This window comes from Streptomyces hygroscopicus subsp. hygroscopicus, assembly GCF_001553455.1.
In the GTDB taxonomy this organism is placed as follows: domain Bacteria; phylum Actinomycetota; class Actinomycetes; order Streptomycetales; family Streptomycetaceae; genus Streptomyces; species Streptomyces hygroscopicus.
Genome location: NZ_BBOX01000197.1, coordinates 23,218 through 39,306 on the forward strand (window position 1 = coordinate 23,218; position 16,089 = coordinate 39,306).

At 72.9% G+C, this 16,089-nt stretch carries 15 protein-coding genes; 5 read left to right on the plus strand and 10 right to left on the minus strand.

The genetic code is table 11. The features are described 5' to 3' along the window. Positions 1–17 precede the first annotated feature (17 nt). Together AXW62_RS20985 and AXW62_RS20990 are read left to right on the plus strand one after the other, a co-directional pair. Positions 18–1,151, plus strand: a complete 1,134-nt coding sequence (locus tag AXW62_RS20985) for a thiolase family protein (RefSeq protein ID WP_060945897.1) — start codon at positions 18–20, stop codon at positions 1,149–1,151. Beyond that, positions 1,148–1,585: a Zn-ribbon domain-containing OB-fold protein gene (locus AXW62_RS20990; protein ID WP_060945898.1), complete on the plus strand. Its 438-nt coding sequence runs from the start codon at positions 1,148–1,150 to the stop codon at positions 1,583–1,585. The genes AXW62_RS20985 and AXW62_RS20990 overlap by 4 nt, the downstream gene beginning before the upstream one ends. A 268-nt stretch (positions 1,586–1,853) precedes the next feature. On the opposite strand, the gene AXW62_RS20995 is transcribed toward AXW62_RS20990, so the two are convergent. Genes AXW62_RS20995 through AXW62_RS21030 form a run of 8 tightly spaced genes read right to left on the minus strand, consistent with a single transcriptional unit; the run spans position 1,854 to position 8,953 of the window. Next, a complete protein-coding gene (locus tag AXW62_RS20995) occupies positions 1,854–2,492 on the minus strand; it encodes a TenA family protein (protein WP_060945899.1) in 639 nt (212 codons plus the stop codon). Beyond that, positions 2,477–3,223: a glutamine amidotransferase gene (locus AXW62_RS21000; protein WP_060945900.1), complete on the minus strand. Its 747-nt coding sequence runs from the start codon at positions 3,221–3,223 to the stop codon at positions 2,477–2,479. The genes AXW62_RS20995 and AXW62_RS21000 overlap by 16 nt, the downstream gene beginning before the upstream one ends. A gap of 43 nt (positions 3,224–3,266) precedes the next feature. Further along, a complete protein-coding gene (locus tag AXW62_RS21005; protein ID WP_214516865.1) occupies positions 3,267–4,289 on the minus strand; it encodes a phosphotriesterase family protein in 1,023 nt (340 codons plus the stop codon). Positions 4,290–4,321: 32 nt separating this feature from the next. Beyond that, on the minus strand, positions 4,322–5,341 hold the full coding sequence (locus AXW62_RS21010; RefSeq protein ID WP_060945902.1) for an ABC transporter permease: 1,020 nt from the start codon (positions 5,339–5,341) through the stop codon (positions 4,322–4,324). Between the two features lies 1 nt (position 5,342). Continuing rightward, complete coding sequence (locus AXW62_RS21015) at positions 5,343–6,110, minus strand: ATP-binding cassette domain-containing protein (RefSeq protein ID WP_051886260.1); 768 nt, start codon at positions 6,108–6,110, stop codon at positions 5,343–5,345. Continuing rightward, on the minus strand, positions 6,110–7,120 hold the full coding sequence (locus AXW62_RS21020; RefSeq protein ID WP_060945903.1) for a substrate-binding domain-containing protein: 1,011 nt from the start codon (positions 7,118–7,120) through the stop codon (positions 6,110–6,112). The genes AXW62_RS21015 and AXW62_RS21020 overlap by 1 nt, the downstream gene beginning before the upstream one ends. A 13-nt stretch (positions 7,121–7,133) precedes the next feature. Beyond that, complete coding sequence (locus AXW62_RS21025; RefSeq protein ID WP_060945904.1) at positions 7,134–8,072, minus strand: carbohydrate kinase family protein; 939 nt, start codon at positions 8,070–8,072, stop codon at positions 7,134–7,136. Then, the gene (locus tag AXW62_RS21030; protein WP_214516866.1) at positions 8,069–8,953 is read right to left on the minus strand and encodes a BtpA/SgcQ family protein; all 885 of its coding nucleotides are present in this window, start codon (positions 8,951–8,953) and stop codon (positions 8,069–8,071) included. The genes AXW62_RS21025 and AXW62_RS21030 overlap by 4 nt, the downstream gene beginning before the upstream one ends. A 156-nt stretch (positions 8,954–9,109) precedes the next feature. Between AXW62_RS21030 and AXW62_RS21035 the strand changes: the two genes are divergently transcribed. Both AXW62_RS21035 and AXW62_RS21040 read left to right on the plus strand, forming a co-directional pair. Then, positions 9,110–10,147 (plus strand): LacI family DNA-binding transcriptional regulator, encoded by a 1,038-nt coding sequence (locus tag AXW62_RS21035; protein ID WP_060945905.1) that lies wholly within the window; start codon positions 9,110–9,112, stop codon positions 10,145–10,147. A gap of 67 nt (positions 10,148–10,214) precedes the next feature. Beyond that, the gene (locus AXW62_RS21040; RefSeq protein ID WP_060945906.1) at positions 10,215–11,339 is read left to right on the plus strand and encodes a M20 family metallopeptidase; all 1,125 of its coding nucleotides are present in this window, start codon (positions 10,215–10,217) and stop codon (positions 11,337–11,339) included. 687 nt (positions 11,340–12,026) lie between these two features. Here the strand turns inward: AXW62_RS21040 and AXW62_RS21045 are convergent. Beyond that, positions 12,027–13,277, minus strand: coding sequence for a DUF418 domain-containing protein (locus tag AXW62_RS21045; RefSeq protein ID WP_079115718.1), 1,251 nt, complete (start codon positions 13,275–13,277; stop codon positions 12,027–12,029). Positions 13,278–13,446: 169 nt separating this feature from the next. Here AXW62_RS21045 and AXW62_RS21050 point away from each other — a divergent pair, with 169 nt between their 5' ends. Continuing rightward, a complete protein-coding gene (locus AXW62_RS21050) occupies positions 13,447–14,268 on the plus strand; it encodes a TetR/AcrR family transcriptional regulator (protein WP_060945907.1) in 822 nt (273 codons plus the stop codon). A 72-nt stretch (positions 14,269–14,340) separates the two neighbouring features. Here the strand turns inward: AXW62_RS21050 and AXW62_RS21055 are convergent, their stop codons facing one another. Continuing rightward, positions 14,341–15,975 (minus strand): alpha/beta hydrolase, encoded by a 1,635-nt coding sequence (locus AXW62_RS21055; protein ID WP_060945908.1) that lies wholly within the window; start codon positions 15,973–15,975, stop codon positions 14,341–14,343. Between the last annotated feature and the right edge of the window lie 114 nt (positions 15,976–16,089).

Genomic DNA, 16,089 nt, shown 5'->3' on the forward strand with positions numbered 1-16,089 from the left:
CCCGCGGGAGGGCCGCGATGAGCATCGCCATGAAGACAGCGCTCGTCGGCGTGGGCACGACGGAGCAGGGCGAACTGCCCGGCCGCGGCGCGAACGACATCGCGGCCGAGGCGATCGGCCTCGCCCTCGACGACGCGGGGCTGCGGAAAACCGACGTCGACGCTCTCATCACCTGCCGCAACCTCACCGGACGCTCCGGGATCGACGAACAGGTCGGCCATCTTCTGGGCCTGAACCCCGCGTTCAGCGCCACCCTGGACTACGGCACCGGCAACTTCTCGCTCCACCTGGGCGTGATGGCGATCGTGTCGGGCCTGGCCAACACCGTCGTCCTGGCCTACGGCACCAACCAGCGGAGCGAGCGGGTGAACTTCGGCAACGTCGTCGGCGGAGGCGCCGAGTTCGCCGCGGCCGCGGGCCTCGTCCACGTCGCCGGGCCGGCGGCGATGGCCTTCCGCCGGCACCAGCACCTGTACGGGACCACCGAGGAACAGCTCGGCTGGGTCTCGGTGGCGCAACGCGAGTGGGCACGGCTCAACCCGCTCAGCATCTTCACCGCACCGATGACGATCGACGACTATCTCGCCGCCCCCTACGTGGCCGAGCCACTGCGCAGGGCGGACCTCACGATGGTGTCCGACGGCGGCGCGGCGCTCGTCCTCACCCGGGCCGACCGGGCGAAGGACCTGCGGACCCGCCCGGTCTACATCGCCGGAATCGCGGAGCAGACCGCGCTGCGCGCCGATCAGAACGAGGACAACCTGCTCCGGCCCTGGCTCCGGGCCACGGCCGAGCGCCTGTGGCGGTCCACGAGCATCGGCCCCCAGGACATCGACGCCCTCTACGTACAGGACGCCACGTCGGTCTGGGTGCTCCAGATGCTGGAGGCCTACGGTTTCTGCGCACCGGGGGAGGCCGGTCCCTTCCTCGCCGAGGGGCACACCCGTCCCGGCGGTGATCTGCCCGTCAACACCAATGGCGGCCAGCTCTCCGAGAGCTACATGTGGGGATGGCTGCACCTGTGCGAGGCCGTCCGGCAGCTCAGAGGCGAATGCGGGCCACGACAGGTCCCCGACGCGCGGTTCGCCCTGGACTGCTCGTCCCATGACTTCCTCAAGGCGGCGGCGACTCTCCTGGCGGTGGACTCGTGAAGACGCACATCGTCCCCGCGCACATCGATCCCGTCTGGGCGCCGTTCTGGGCCGCGGCCAAGGAGGGGCGGCTGTCCCTCCAGCACTGCGGGGCCTGCTCCTACGTCCGGTTCCCGGCGAGCGAGCGCTGCCCGGAGTGCTGGACGCCGGGCGGGTCCTGGCGCGAGGTGGCTCCGTCGGGACGGGTGTGGAGCCACACCTCCTACCGGCGGGCACTGCACCCGGAGCTGGCCGACGCCGTGCCCTACACGGTGGCCATGGTCCAGCTCGACCGCGGGCCCCGGATCCCCGGCAGGCTGACCGGCCTGGACGGCCGCACACCGGTCATCGGAGAGCCGGTCAGGGGCGTGTTCACGGTGCTGAGCCCGGACATCACCATGATCGAGTGGGTACCGGCCGGCCCGGCGGGAGAGCCGGGGGTGACGAGCCCGTAGAACTCCGTCGCCCACTCCGGCCTCCGGCTCGCGGTGCCCGCGAAACGGCCCTCCCCGCCGGACGCCCGGGGCGGACCGGGCCGTTCGGGGCCGGGCCGTCCGGAGCCGGGTTGTCCGCGGACCGCGCCGGGTCCGCGGCGCTTGCCCGGTGCGTACGGTGACCGCGCCGGGGCCGCGGACCTCGCCCGGTGCGTACGGCGACCGGCGTCCGCGGGCCCGCCCGCCGCGGCCCGCTTGACACCGGCGGGGCCCGGTCAGCGGGGTCCGGTCACCCGAACACGGCGTCGTGGAAGTGGATTTCCGCCTCGAGCATGCCGGTGAACCAGCGGAGCAGCAGCTCCTGGGGGACCTCCTCCGGCAGGGCGTCCACCTCCGCCGCCAGCGCCCGCACCCCGTCCCGGAACGCCTGGTCGGCGTGGAGCGACACCCACGCGGCGATCGCGCCGCTGGGAACGGTGCCCCGTTCCTGCGCCCGGGTGCACCAGGTGAGGTAGAGGCTCTCCGCGGCGAACAGCATCGTCATCACCGCCGGGTAGCCGCCGTCCCGGGCCACGTCCAGCGCGTACCGCGACAGCACCTCGGCCCGCCGGGCGGCGCCCGGCCGGGCGGGCACCGGCCAGGCGGCGCGGGCTTCGCGGAAGTAGTCCGCCTGGCTGGTGGTCAGCGCGTGGACGGCGCGGGCGTTGCGCTCCAGTGCCGTCCGGTCGGGGGCGCCCCACACGGCCAGTCCGTGCAGCCGGGTGGCCGTCTCCACGAACCCGGCCTCGATCTCAAGGTAGTCGGCGTAGTCCGCGTCGCTGATCGTGCCGGCCGTGACCTCCGTGACGAAGCGCATGGCCAGCGCCCGTTCCATGGTCGGGGCGGCGGCCTTCAGGAGCCGCTCGGACCGGCTCACCGGGAGAGCCATTCGACGAGGCCGCCGAAGACCTGGGCGTAGCCGTCCCACTCCTCGCAGAACGCCACGGGCGCCCAGTGCGGGGAGCAGTCGGAGGTGAAGACCGCCGACCGTCCCGAGCCGTACTCGGCCACCGCCACCAGGGGGTCGTCGCCCAGGGTGGCCAGCACCTCGGCGCCCGGGCGGGGCCGGACCCGGTTGTAGCCGAGCAGCGGCGGCCACGGGCCGGTCACCCCGCCGAGGGCGGGATGGCCGGTGGCGAGGACCGACGGGCTGCCGCCCGCGGGGAGTTCGACGCGGTCGTCCTCGGGCAGCAGCTCGACCGGCAGCACCTCGTGCAGCGCGGTGTTGCGGTAGGCGGCCTTGCCCTCGAAACCGGTGAAGGAGAGGTAGCCGCCGACCATCAGCAGCCCGCCGCCGTCGCCGACCCATCCGCGCAGCGCGGCGATCCGGTCGGCGCCCGGCCTGCCCCGCTCGAACACCTCCGGGGCGAGCTGGAGGGAGTTCGCGCCGATGTCGGAGAGGACGACGACGTCGTAGGCGGACAGTTCCCCGGCGTCGCCCGGGAACTGTCCGGGCACCAGGTGGGCGGGCAGGTGCACCACCTGGTGGCCGCGGCTCTCCAGCGCCCGGCGCAGTGGTTCGACGCCGGTGACATAGGTACTGGTGGTGAACGAGTCGACTCCCTTGATGTGCGTGGACTGGGAGATCCAGCTCTCACCGGCGATCAGGACGCGGCTCACGGGTGCTCCTTCGTACGGGTAGGGGGGAACGGTGGGACGGTGGTCAGGCCGCGGCCGCGTGTTCGAACAGCCGGGCCGGGTTGGTGCGCAGCAGGCCCTCGGCGGTCCGCCGGGGAACGCCGTGTTCGACGAGCCGGGAGAGGAACAGCTCCGGCACATAGCGGAAGCCGTTGCCGCCGTAGGCGGTGAGCATGCTCTTGAGGAACACGTCGTGGCTGAGCAGCAGGCGGTCGCCGTGTCCGCGGGCGATGAGCCCGGCGATCGCCCGCGCGGTTTCGTGGGGCGCCGGGGACTGCCCCTCGCCGGGGTAGCGGAACGGCATGCCGATCATGTCGAACTCGAGCCAGACGCCGCGGTCGGCGACCGACCGCTGATAGTCCGGGTCGGCGTGCGAGGGGTCCATATGGCACAGCACCACGGCGGCCGGCGTCACCCCGTACTCCCCGAGCACCAGGTCGAGGACCTCGTGGGCGCGGCGCTGCCAGCCGGGCAGATGGACGTAGAGGGGTACGCCGGTCTCGCGCTGGGTGCGCGCGGCGGCGCGCAGCGCGGTGCGCTCGCCCTCGGTGAACCGCGGGGAGACGCCGATCTCGCCGATGACACCCGGCCGGATCCCGGTGCCGTCGGCCCCCTCGGTGAACTCGGCCAGCAGTTCGGCGGCCAGGCGGCGCTCGTCCGCCGGTGTCAGCGGGCGGGGGTGGTAGGGCTCCAGGTACCAGCCGCAGCCCATGACGATGCGTACCGCGCTGTCCTCGGAGAACGCGCGCAGCGCCGCCGGGTCGCGGCCCAGTCCGCCCGGGGTGACGTCGACGATCGTGCCGCCCCCGCCGGCGGCGAACGCGCGCAGGTCGGCCAGCATCCCCGCGGTGTCGTCGAGCACGCAGTGGTCCAGGCAGGCGTAGGGCTGCTCGCGCAGCAGCCAGGCCAGTTCCGGTGTGGTGCGGGCGTCGCGCAGATGGCCGAGCCCGGGGTCGGCGGGGGTGGTGACGGCCTTGCGGACGTCGTTGCGCAGATGCTCATGGGTGAGGGTGAGGCCGAGCCCGGTGCTGGGCACGGGGCCGGTCACCGTGGTCACCGTGCGGGGAGCGGGGCCGCCGCTCATGAGCGGCCCGTCAGATGCGCGAACAGATCGGCCATCGCCCGGCCGCGCAGGTTGAGCCAGATCGCGGCGAGCAGCACCAGTCCGGTGACGATGGGGGTGAGGAACGGGCTCACCCCGAGCAGGTTGAGGCCGTTGGCGATGACTCCGGTGATGAGGGCGCCGATGACGGTGCCGAGCACGGTGCCCCGGCCGCCGAACAGGTTGGTGCCGCCGAGCACGACCGCGGCGATCACGGTGAGTTCGAAGCCCTGCCCGGAGTTGGCGGAGCCGGAGCCCAGCCTGGCCGCGGTGAGCAGCCCGGCGACACCGGCGGCCGCGCCGGTCAGCATCAAGGTGATCATCTTGATCCGGGCGGTGTTCACCCCGGCCCGCCGCACCGACTCCTCCTGGGAACCGATGCCGTTGACGTAGGAGCCGAACGGCAGCTTCGACAGCAGGACCGCTCCGAGCGCGACCGCGACCAGGGCGATCCAGGCCAGCGCGGACAGTCCGAGGAGGGAGGCGTCGCCGAGCCTGGCGACGAAGAGCCGGGCGTCGATGGGGACGGAGAACCCCTTCGTCCACAGCTGTGCCAGACCGCGGACGACCGACATGGTGGCCAGGGTGACGATGAACGGGGGGATCTTCTGATAGGCCGACAGCCATCCGTTGACGGCGCCCCAGAAGAGCCCGGCGAGCAGCGCCACGACCATCACCACCGAGGAGTCCCAGCCGGCCTGGAGCATCTCGGCGGTACAGGTGGCGGTGAAGGCGAGGATCGAGCCCACGGACAGGTCGATCTGGCCGGTGCTGATCACGAAGGTCATGGCGACCGCCACGATCAGGGTGATCGCCACCTGGGTGGCCAGGTTGGACAGGTTGGTGAAGGTCAGGAAGTTGGGGGCGGCGATGCCGAAGCCGAGGAAGAGGGCGGCGCCCACGCCGAGCATGGCCAGGGTGGCCTTGTTGGCGCGCTGCCAGCGGCCCGGGGGCCGGCCCAGCACGGCGGTGGTGCGGATCGCGGTGTCGGCGCTCATGTCAGGCCACCTCCTGGGTGTCGGGCCCGCCGGCCGTGGCGCCGGAGCGGGTGATCATGGCGACGAGCCGTTCGATGTCGAGTTCGGAGATGGGGGCGTCCTCGACGCTGCGGCCCTCGTACATCACGGTGATCCGGTCGCAGACCTCGAACAGGTCCTGGAGCCGGTGGGTGATCAGGATGACGCCGACGCCCTGGGCGGCGACGTCGCGGATCATCTTCAGCACCTGCCGGACCTCGGCGACGGCGAGCGCGGCGGTGGGTTCGTCCAGGATCAGCACACGCGGGCGGAAGGACACCGCCCGCGCGATCGCCACGGCCTGTCGCTGCCCTCCGGACAGCTCACCGATCTCCTGGTAGGTGGACTTCACCCGGACGTGCAGTTCGGAGAGGGTTTCGGCCGCTCGGGCGTGCATCGTCGCGCGGTCGATGAAGGGGCCCTTGCGGGGTTCGCGGCCGAGGAACAGGTTGCTCGCCACATCGAGGGTGTCGCACAGGGCGAGGTCCTGGTAGACGATGCCGACCCGCTCGCGGCGGGCGTCGGCGGGGCTGGTGAAGCGGACGTTCCGGCCGTCGATGGAGATCTGTCCGCCGTCGTGCTGGACCGCACCGGCCAGGACCTTCATCAGGGTGGACTTCCCGGCGCCGTTGTCGCCGACCAGGCCGAGCACCTCGCCCGGGGCCAGGGTCAGGTCGACGCCGCGCAGCGAGCGGACGGCGCCGAAGGATTTGGTGATGCCGCTCAGGGAGACCAGCGCGTTCTCGCCCATCACTTCTCCAGGTAGTAGAGGTAGTTCTTGACGTTGTCCGGGGTCACCAGCTGGGTGGGGACGGGCACGTTCTTGGCGGTGGTGCGGCCGCAGGCCAGGTCGATCGCGGAGTTCATGGCCTCGTAGCCGAACCGGAAGGTGTTCTGCTGCAGGACGCCGGTGATCCAGCCGGCCCGCAGCCCGTCCACGGCCTGGCTGGACAGGTCCCAGCCGACGACCTTGAGGTCCTTGGTGCGGTGCTGGCTGACCACGGCGGCGGCCAGGCCGATCAGGGCGGGTTCCCCGGTGGCGTAGGCGTACTTCAGGCCGGGGTCGCGGGTGAGCAGGTTCTCCGCGGCGGTCTGGGCGTTCTCCTGGATGTTGCGGCCGTCGACCACGTTCTCGATCTTCATGCCCTTGGCGGTGACGGCGTCGGTGAAACCTTTCTGCCGCTCGTTCTGGATGGTGCTGTTGAGCGCGCCGACGACGCCGATCCCCCCGCGGTTGCCGGCGGTCTTCAGCAGGGCCTCGCCGATCCGCCGGCCGCCCGCCGCGTTGCCGGTGCCGACCTGGACCGAGACCGCGGGGTCGTCGACGGTGGCGTCCACGGCGACGACCGGCACGCCCGCCGCCTTGGCCCGCCGGATGGCGGGCTTGATGCCCTCGGTGTCGACCGCGTCCACGATGATGGCGTCGTAGTGGTTGGCGACCAGGTCGTCGATGGCGTTGGACTGGGTGGCGGAGTCGTCGTTGCCGTTGACGATCTGGGTGGTGACACCGGCCTTGCGGGCCACGGTCCGGGCGCCCGTGTTGATCTGGTTGAAGAACAGCGCCTGGAGGTTGATGGGCACGATACCGATCTTCGGAGCGTGGCCGCGGACGGTACAGGAGTCGGCGACCTTCGCGGGCGGCGGCGGGCCCTGCTCGGTGCTCTTCTTCTCGGCCGCCATCTCGCGGCGGGCCTGGGTGTCGCAGCCGACGGTCGTCAGCAGCAGGCCCAGCGCGACCACGGCCGTCACTGTCTGGCGCATCTGCTCTCCTTGTCTACTGGGGGCGGTCCGGCTCCGGGGATCCGGGAGTGGCATGGGCTTCGAGCCAGGAGTCGACGGCCCGCCGGTCGGGCAGCCCGTCGCGGGCGCCGGGCCGGGTACAGGACAGGCCGGCCGCGACGGCGGCGAAGCGCGCCGCCTCCAGCGGGGACCGGCCGCGGTCCAGTTCGGCGCAGTAGGCGCCGGTGAAGCAGTCCCCGGCGCCGGTGGCGTCGACCGTGTCCACGTCGATCGCCGCGCCGGCGTGGCGTTCGCCGGCCGGGGTCAGCAGCGTCCAGCCGCGCGCACCGTCGGTCACGACCAGATGGACGTCATGGTCGGCGGCGGCCCGGGCCAGGGCCGGTTCCCCGCCCAGCAGCGCGACGGCCAGCGGCCGGCCGATGACGGCGTGATCGGCCGTGGTCAGCGCGGTGCGCAGGGCCTCCGCCCGGTCGCAGCCGTCGAGGTCCACCACCACGCCCGGCGCCGGCTTGCCGGACGGGGCGCCGGCGGCGGCCTCGGCCAGCGCGGCGGCGGCCCCGGGGAAGCGGTAGCCGTCGAGGTAGAGCCAGTCCGCCCCGGCCTCGCGGGCCGCCCGTGCCGTGCGGGTGATGTGCCGGGCGTCCAGCTCGTCGTCCTGGCTGATGACGGCGCGCTCGCCGTCCGGGGTGAGCAGGACGACAGCGGTGGTGAGGGTGCCGGTGCGGGCGGTCCAGTCGGTGCGGACCCCGTCGGCGTCGAGCGCGGCGAGGAACGCCGTGCTCCGCGGATCCGGGCCGACCACGCCCGCGAACCAGGCGTCGGCCCCGGTGCGGGCCGCGGCCGCCGAGGCGTTGGCGGCCATCCCGCCGTGGCCGTGGCGGACGGCGGTCGCCTGCACCCGGGCACCGGGAGCGGGCAGCCGCGGAACACCGACGGTCAGGTCGATGTTGGCGTACCCGCAGAAGACGATCACGGGAGCACCACTCCGGCCTCGGCCGCCGCCGCGGTCAGCTCGCGGACCTTGGCCCGGTCCACCCGGCCCCACCAGCGGCCGTTGTCCTTCACCGAGGACGCGACGATCACCCCGTCGCAGGCGGGCAGCAGGCCGCCGATGTTACCCGCGGTGATACCGGATCCGATCACCACCGGCAGGGTGGTGTGGGCGGCGATGCCCTCGACCTCCTCCAGCGAGGCGGCGTCCCCGGTCCGGGAGCCGGTGGCGATCAACACATCGGCGCCGAAGAACTCGGCGTCCTCGGTCTGTTCGGCCAGGGTGCGGTCGGCGACGATGGCGTGCGAACCGTGCTTGACGTGCACATCGGCGAAGACCTTGACCGGACCGGCGCCGATCCGGCTGCGGTAGCGGGTGGCGTGCGCCGACTGGCCCTCGATGATGCCCTCGTTGGCGACGTAGGCGTTGGCCCACTGGTTGACCCGTACGAATCCGCCGCCGCCGGACCAGGCGGCGGCGATCGCGCATTCGGCGGCGTTGGACAGCACACTGACCCCCAGCCGGCCGCCGGCCCCCGCCAGCACGGCGTTCCGCACCCGGTCGGTCACCACGGCCATCGCCGCCGACGTCTCATAGCCGTGTTCGCCCGGCTTGAGGAACGGGATGTCCCAGTGGTTCTCCACGATCAGCCCGTGGCAGCCGCCCTCCCGGTAGGCCCGCGCCTCCTCGACCGCGAAGGCGCAGATCTCGTCCAGCGGAGTGCCCCGGTAGTGCGGGCTGCCGGGCAGCGGCGGCAGGTGCACCACGCCGATGACGACCTTCTCGGTGCCGAACAGCTCCGCGATCGCGTTCGGCCGGGGTGGGAACACCCCGAGGTCGCTCGTGCTCCCGGACATCGTCATGCGCTCCACCTCATTGCAATCGATTACAGCTGGGTTGCGGTGGACCGTAGGCAGCGGCCGGGTGCCGTGTCAAGGCTCTATGCTTGCCCAATACGCCAGGTCACATCGCTGTGCGCGGCATGTGACGGCCAGGTTTCCCGGCAGGAAGGTAATCGATTGCAACGGGTCACGATCGCTCAGGTCGCGGAGCGTGCCGGTGTCTCCACCGCCACCGTGTCGCGGGTGCTCTCCCGCCGTGGCCAGGTCTCGGCCGCGGTCGAACGCAAGGTCCGCCGCGCCGCCGACGACCTGGGCTACCAGGTCAATGTCATCGCCAGGGCACTGCGCAACAGCCGTACCGACACCGTGGGGATGGTCGTGCCCAGCATCACCAACCCGTTCTTCACCTCCCTGGTGGAAAGCGTGGAACACGCCCTGGGGAAGGAGGGCAAGGAGCTGTTCCTGTGCGACGCGCGCTCCGATCCGCGGATCGAGGCCCGCCGGCTGGCCTCGCTCGTCGCGCGCAACGTCGACGGCATCATCGTCAGCCCGAGCCACGGCACCGAGAGCCGGCCCGCCGTGCAGCAGACCGCGGAGAGGCTGCCGCTCGTCCAGCTCGACCGGTTCGTCGACGGCACCACCACCGACTGGGTGGGCGTCGACGACGTCGCCGCGATGCGGCAGGTCATGGACCACCTCCACGAGGGCGGGGCGCGGTCGGCGGCCTTCATCGGCTCCCTGATGACGCACTCCTCGACGGAGCAGCGGTTCGCCGGGTTCCGGCGGCGCGCCGAGGAGCTGGACATCGAGGTGAGACCGGATCAGGTGCTGCTCGGGGACTACAGCGTGGAGTGGGGCGAGGCCGCCGTGGCCCGGCTGATCGCCGAGGGCGGCCTTCCGGACGCGATCGTGTGCGCCGATGACCTGATCGCGCTCGGGGCCACCCGCGCCTGCCGGGCACACGGCTTCCCGGTGCCCGGAAAGGTGCAGGTGACCGGCTACGACGACATCGAGTTCTCCCGGTTGGCCGAGCCGGCCCTGACCACGGTCCACCAGCCCCGCGACCGGATCGCGGCGGAGGCGGTACGGCTGCTGGCCGCGGCGGGCCGGACCAATGAGGCCGAGCGCGGCCCGCATGCGCACATCTCCCTGGTGCCGACCCTGGTGGTGCGCGACAGCACCCGGGCCACGGGAGCGCCCCCGGAAGGGGCATGACGGGGCCTCACACCACGAACCTCACCGCGAACCTCACCACGAACCTCATCACCGAAGGAGGACCCCGATGGACGACGCGGACGCATGGCGCGGTGCGACGGACCTCGCGCGCCGACTGGTGCGGATCGACACCCGGGGCGGCCGGGAGGCACCGGCCGCCGCACTGGTCGCGGACCGGCTGGACGGCGCCGGGTTCGAGGTCCGGGTCGAGGAGCCGATCCCCGGCCGGGCCAACGTCGTCGCCCGGTTCGGGCCCGCGGCAGCGCGGGTGCCAGTCACCTTCACCGGCCACCTGGACACCGTGCCCGCCGACCCGTCGGGCTGGTCGTTCGACCCGATGAGCGGGGAGCTGCGGGACGGCCGGCTGCTCGGCCGCGGCAGCAGCGACATGAAGGCGGGCGTCGCCTGCCAGGTCGAGGCGGCGGTACGGGCCGCCCGGGAAAGCCCGCGGGACACCGCGGTGCAGCTGATCCTCACCTTCGGCGAGGAGACCGGCTGCGACGGGGCCGGACTGATCGACGAGGCGTCACTGACCCCCACCGACCTGCTCGTCGTGGCCGAGCCGACCGGCAACCGGACCGTCCTCGGGCACAAGGGCGTCCTGTGGCTCGCCGCGACGGCCGCCGGAGTCTCCGCGCACGGTTCCCGTCCGGAGCTGGGCAGCAACGCCGTCGCCGCGCTCGCCGCGGCGGCGGTCAGGATCCACGGGCACCAGGGCTGGCCGGTGAGCCCGACCCACGGCCCGGCAACCGTCAACATCGGCACGTTCCACGCGGGCGAGCAGCCCAACCTGGTGCCGGACCACGCCGAGATGCGGCTGGACGTGCGCACCGTTCCCGGCTTCGGACGGGACGAGGCGATCGCGGAGATCGCCCGGCTGTGCGGCGACGGCATTCGCCTCGAACGGCTGCTGGACCTGCCGGGCGTCGCCACCGACCCGTCAGCGGCGGCCGAGGCGCGGGAGATCCTCGCGCCCGGCTCCTCCGCCGGCCCGGCCGAGTACGCGACCTACTTCACCGACGCCTCGGTGCTGACCGGCCGGCTCGGCGGTCCGGCGGTGGTGGTGTACGGGCCGGGCGACCCCGATCAGGCCCATGTCACGGACGAGTCCTGCTCGTTGGCCGCCATGACCGAGTCCGCGGCGGCGATGCACCGGCTGCTGCGGCGCCTGGGACGGCACCGCGTGGCCTGACCGGCGTGCCGCCCTGGGCGCCCGCGGGGCCGCCCGCAGCGCGGCGCGCCAAGTGGCGCAGCGGCGGGCGGCAGCCGGAGACCGGTGCCCGGGGTCGGGGCCGGTGCCCGGGGTCAGGGACCGTGCCCGGGGTCGGAGACCGGCGCTCGGGATCAGAGACCGGCGCCCAGGGCTAGAGACCAGCGCCCGGGACCGCAGACCGGTGCCCGGGTCAGGGACCGGTGCCCGGGTCAGGGACCGGCGCCCGGGGTCGGGGACCGGTGCCCGGGGTCGGGGACTGGCGCCCGGGACCAGGGACCGGCGCTCGGGGCCGGGGACTGGCGCCCGGGATCAGAGACCGGCGCTCGGGATCAGAGACCGGCGCCCAGGGCTAGAGACCAGCGCCCGGGACCGCAGACCGGTGCCCGGGTCAGGGACCGGCGCTCGGGGTCGGGGACCGGTGCCCGGGGCCGGGGACTGGCGCCCGGGATCAGAGACCGGTGCTCGGGGTCGGGGGCCGGTGCCCGGGGCCGGAGACCGGTGCCCGGGGCTAGAGACCAGCGCCCGGGGCCGGAGACCGGCGCGGCAGCAGGGGAGACCGGGCTGCCGGACGGCCGAGCTGCCGGGCCGGGCTGCCGGATTGCCGGGCCAGACAGCCGGACTATCGGACAGCCGGACTACGGGCTATCGGACGGCCGGACCACGGGCCTACCGGGCCACCGGACCACTGCCGGACGGCCGGGGCCCGTACGTCAGCCTCCGCAGCAGTTTCTCCGCGGGCCCCGGAAGCCCGCGGCGTTGGAGGAGATGGGCGCCGGTCAGCGTGGCGAGCCAGACCAGGACGGCGCTCAGGCACGCGGCGAGCGTCGGGCTGCCGGTGCGCTCCCCGAGCGCGAGGGCGAAGGGGGACAGCAGGAGCACCCAGGCGAGGGACTGGCACAGGTAGCCGCTGAGCGACCGCTGCCCCAAGGCCGTCACCATCCGCACCAGGAGCTTCGACCGAGGGCCGGAGCGGGCCTTCGACAGGCGCAGGGCGAGGAGTCCGAAGAGCGCCACGTATCCGGGGCCGCCGAACTGGCCGCTCACCTCGTACAGTGTCAGGAACGCGTCCGCGGTGGGGCCGTCGACGTGCACGAATCCCGCGCTGACCAGGCCGATGGGCACCCCGCCCGCGAAGGCGATGCCGAGCCCGATCACGGCGGTGCGGATCAGCAGGCGCCGGTGGCCGGCCGGGTCCTCCAGTACGCCCCGGCGCGCGGCCCAGGCACCCAGCCAGACGATCACGATGAACGGCAGGACGCTCAGCGTGTGGACCGGCCACTCGCCGAGCCGGTCGGCCACGGAGGTGGCGTAGTCGGGGGCCGAGAGCGAATCGACATCGCCGCTGGGAACGGGGGCGGAGCCCGGCGCGCCGGTGGCGGCGCGGTACCCGGCCACACCCGCCAGTACGGCGGTGTACACCGCCGTAGCGGCCCACAGCCAGAGCGCGACGCGCTGCACCCGCTCACCGCGGCGCAGGAGAAGCAGCGTGAAGAGGATGCCGACGATGCCGTAGGCCCCGAGGAAGTCACCGAAGTTGAGCAGCGCGGCATGGATGAGGCCGAAGGCGATGAGCCATGCGTTGCGCCGGAGGAGCACCGAGCGCGCCGCGCCGGGCCCGGCGCCCTGCGCGTCCTGACGGCGGGTCAGCTGCACCAGTCCGTAGCCGAACATGATGGCGAACATCGGATAGGCGCGGGCGTGCACGAAGACGAACATGGCGAGGTTGAACGGGCGTTCCCAGCCGTGCGGGGACGCCTCGGCGCCCGGCTGGTTGCCGAAGGTGAACACCGCCGCGTTCGCGAGCGCGATGAACAGCAGCATGGAGCCACGGGCCAGGTCGGGGGCCAGGGCCCGTTCCGTCCGGTGGACCGGGCCCCGTGCGGGGCCCGGGGGATGGGTCTGGGTGATGGCTGACACCTGGATCTCTCCGTCCTGTGAGGAGGCCCAATGGGCGACGAGGGGCGCGGGCAGGTCCGCGCCACCCTCCGGCCGCTTAGTATAAGGCATAATCTATATTAGGAAAACTAAGTGGCCGTGCGCCATGATGGACCTGGTGAGAGACCGAGGCACGAGAAGGAGAAGCGCGATGTCGGCCGACCGGGACGAGGTGCCCGCCGAGCTGGTCCGGCTGTGGAGGCTCCCGGCCCCGGCCTCGGGCCTCGGCCGGCCCGCCGCGCTCGACACCGAGCGCGTGGTGCGTACCGGGGTGGAACTGGCCGACCGCGACGGGCTGCCGGGCGCCACGCTGCCCAGGATCGCGAAGGAGCTGGGCGTCTCGCCGATGTCCCTCTACCGCCATGTCGGGTCCAAGGACGAGCTCCTCGTCCTCATGCGGGACCTGGCGCTCGGCTCCCCTCCCGACACCGCGACCGCCGCCGCGACCGCCGCTGGGACCGCCGCGGAGGAGTGGCGTGCGGGACTGCGGCAGTGGGCCGTCGCCCAGCGCCTGGTCAACCACCACCACCCCTGGCTCCCGCGCCTCCCCATCGCCGGGCCGCCCACGGGACCGCATGAGATCGCCTGGATGGAAGCGGGTCTGGGCGCGCTGAGCGGAACGGAACTCGACTGGGCCGCGAAGGTCGGCAGCCTCACCCTGCTCAGCGGCTATGTACGCCACGTCTCGCTGCTCGTCCAGGAACACGCGCAGGGCAGGAGCGGTACGGGCCTGAGCCAGGAGGAGGCCGAGCGGGCCTACGCCAGGAGCCTGGCGCGGCTCATCACCCCGGAGCGCTTCCCGCAGACGGCGCTGCTCCTCTCCTCGGGCACCTTCGAGGCGGCACCCGACGGCGCGTACGACGACCCGGTGAGCGACCACGACTTCGTCTTCGGCCTCGAATGCGTCCTCGACGGGATCGCGGTGGCCGTCGACCGTGCCCGGACGGCTACCGGGCCACGGCCGACGCCGTGAGCGCGGGCGCGAGGACGGGGCGGGACCCGCAAGAGGTCCCGCCCCGTCCGGTGTGCGTCATCCGGTCCGCGGTCAGAAGCGGTCCGGGGAGCGCTGCGGCAGCGGGGCCCCGGGGAGCACGTCCCGCTTCCGGTCCTTCCGGGCGTCGGCGTCCGAGCCGGGCGTCGCCCGGCAGGTCACGTCCTTCGCCGGCAGCTTGCCGGTGGCCAGGTAGTCCGTCACCTTGCCGTCGGTGCACGCGTTGCCGCTCGGGTAGACCCCGTGCCCCTCGCCGCCGAGGACCGTCAGCATCTTCGAGCCCTTCAGGTCGGTGTGCAGGGCCTGACCGCTCGGCAGCGGCGTCTGGGGGTCCCACTCGTTCTGCACGACCAGCGAACGGACCTTGTTGTTCACGACGGTGGCCGGTTCGGCGGACCTGTCCCAGAACGCGCAGGGCTTGACGCTGGACGCGAAGTCCCCGAAGAGCGGGTAGCGGCCCTTGTCCGCGATGGCGTCCCGCCGGTAGCTCTCGGGATCGCGGGACCAGGCGGCCGAGTTGTCGTTGCACACCACGGCCCAGAAGCTGGCGGTGCCGTTGTCGGGCGGGACGTCGGAGCCCGCGGCCAGGCGCGCCGTTCCGGCCGGAGCCGGGAACTTCTTCGCCGAGGCGGGCTCGCCGGCCGCGGCCTTCTTCAGCTCCACGACCAGTTCGGTGCCGCTCTGCACGCTGAAGACCGCGCCGCGCATCATGCTCCGGACGTCATCGCCGGTGTACGCCTGCCCGTCGATCTCGATGGGCTTCTCGTCCGCCTGCCGGACCAGGTTCCAGAACGTCCGGTCGACCTTCTTCGGGGTGTCACCGAGGCCGTACTGGGCGGACCGCGCGGCGGCCCACTCGGTCCACCGGTCGAACGCCGGCTCGGCACCCTCCGCCCACCACTGGATCATCCCCCGCCAGGCCCGCGCCGGATCGACCGCGCTGTCCAGCACCACCCGGTCGGCCCGCGCCGGGAACAGCTGCGTGTAGACGGAGCCGAGGTACGTCCCGTACGAGTAGCCGAAGTACGAGATCTTCTTCTCGCCGAGGACCGCCCGGAGCAGGTCCATGTCCCGGGCCGTGTTGCGCGTGGTGATGTGCCTCAGCGTGTCGCCCGAGGCGGCACGGCACTTGCGCGCGACGTCACGCGCCCAGGCCACGTCCTTGTCGAACGTCGCTTTCTTGTACGGCCGCAGCCAGTTCTCCTCCTCCGGCTCCAGATCACAGGTGACGGGCGAACTCCGGCCCACTCCGCGCGGGTCGAAGCCGATCAGGTCGTACTTCTGCTGTGCGGCCTCGGGCAGCGTGTCCTTCATGTACAGCGGCATGTCGAGCCCCGGCCCCCCGGGGCCGCCCGGATTGAAGAACAGGACACCGTGCCGCTTGTCCGGTGCGGTGCTCTTGATCCGGGATATGGCCATGGTGATGCGCTTGCCCTGGGGAGCCCGGTAGTCCAGCGGCACCTTGATCGTCGCGCACTGGTACTCCGCCGGCAGATCGGCCTGACACCGCCGCCACGCCGGCTTCTGCGCGAGATACCGGTCCAGGGCGCTCGCGGTGGCGGACGAGGGAGCGGCGGACGCCGGGGCGGCGCCGGCCTCGGCGGCTTCGGCCGCCCCGGTGGCGAGCGCGGGAGCCAGTGCTGCCGTGACACTGACGGTCAACAGGGGCGCGAGACGCCGTCTACGCACGAAATCGTTCCTTCCGTCCGCGTTCGTCGGGTACACGGGAACGAAGTCTACTTACTAGGTTGGGCCGTAGCCGGTTGGTACGTGTCGTAATCGGACCGGTCGTACGACCCCCCA

Coding starts and splice junctions, on each gene's coding strand:
- AXW62_RS21020 (WP_060945903.1), bottom strand. CDS start 7,120: ATGCGCCAGACAGTGACGGCCGTGGTCGCGCTGGGCCTGCTGCTGACG.
- AXW62_RS21015 (WP_051886260.1), bottom strand. CDS start 6,110: ATGGGCGAGAACGCGCTGGTCTCCCTGAGCGGCATCACCAAATCCTTC.
- AXW62_RS20985 (WP_060945897.1), top strand. CDS start 18: ATGAGCATCGCCATGAAGACAGCGCTCGTCGGCGTGGGCACGACGGAG.
- AXW62_RS21040 (WP_060945906.1), top strand. CDS start 10,215: ATGGACGACGCGGACGCATGGCGCGGTGCGACGGACCTCGCGCGCCGA.
- AXW62_RS21010 (WP_060945902.1), bottom strand. CDS start 5,341: ATGAGCGCCGACACCGCGATCCGCACCACCGCCGTGCTGGGCCGGCCC.
- AXW62_RS21030 (WP_214516866.1), bottom strand. CDS start 8,953: ATGACGATGTCCGGGAGCACGAGCGACCTCGGGGTGTTCCCACCCCGG.
- AXW62_RS21050 (WP_060945907.1), top strand. CDS start 13,447: ATGTCGGCCGACCGGGACGAGGTGCCCGCCGAGCTGGTCCGGCTGTGG.
- AXW62_RS20995 (WP_060945899.1), bottom strand. CDS start 2,492: ATGGCTCTCCCGGTGAGCCGGTCCGAGCGGCTCCTGAAGGCCGCCGCC.